This window comes from Streptomyces sp. CLV115 (assembly GCF_038448545.1).
In the GTDB taxonomy this organism is placed as follows: Bacteria; Actinomycetota; Actinomycetes; order Streptomycetales; family Streptomycetaceae; genus Streptomyces; species Streptomyces sanglieri.
Genome location: NZ_JBCEWQ010000471.1, coordinates 1 through 255, shown reverse-complemented (window position 1 = coordinate 255; position 255 = coordinate 1). Strand labels below are relative to the sequence as shown.

Here is a 255-nt window from a genome sequence, read left to right as displayed (position 1 = left end):
TGTCACCCTGCTCCTGATCACCCGAACCGAACGCCTGCTCCATCCCCGACTGACCACCCAGCAGAGCCGACAACGAACCGTTCAACGCCGCCGTGATCTCGTCCGAACGACCCTTGAACGAGTCGAAAGCCGCCCGCCCCGCACCGTTGAACTTCCCCTCCAACGGCGCCGCCGCCTCCAACAACTGGCGAATCAACGTCCCCAGATCATCACTCGACCCACGCGACTTCGACGACAGACTCGTCAGAACCTGCG

1 protein-coding gene is annotated in these 255 nt (G+C 63.1%); it reads right to left on the bottom strand.

Annotated features, from left to right (window positions below; translation table 11 throughout):
* Positions 1–247, bottom strand: a 247-nt coding sequence (locus AADR41_RS42695; RefSeq protein WP_342287848.1) for a hypothetical protein, incomplete at its 3' end; no start/stop codon positions are given.
* Positions 248–255: the final 8 nt, after the last annotated feature.